At 44.7% G+C, this 226-nt stretch carries 1 protein-coding gene; it reads left to right on the top strand.

The window, feature by feature from the left end; all coding sequences use genetic code 11:
* The coding region (locus RRF55_RS28465) for a hypothetical protein (protein ID WP_439419365.1) at window positions 1–226 on the top strand (226 nt) is incomplete at both ends.

Genomic DNA, 226 nt, shown 5'->3' with positions numbered 1-226 from the left:
TGCTCCTGCGCAAACATTGACAGACAAAGAATATCAATTGATGCGTAATGCATCTTTAGCAGTTCTTCGTGAAATTGGTGTGGAAACAGGTGGTTCTAACGTTCAGTTCGGTATCTGTCCAGATACTGGCCGTATGGTGATCATCGAGATGAACCCACGTGTATCGCGTTCATCTGCCCTTGCATCAAAAGCAACTGGTTTCCCAATTGCAAAAATCGCTGCGAAA

This window comes from Klebsiella sp. K47 (genome assembly GCF_051858335.1).
Classification (GTDB): Bacteria; Pseudomonadota; Gammaproteobacteria; order Enterobacterales; family Enterobacteriaceae; genus Klebsiella; species Klebsiella pneumoniae.
The sequence above is the reverse complement of the archived record's forward strand: the minus strand, read 5'-3'. Positions and strand labels throughout refer to the sequence as shown.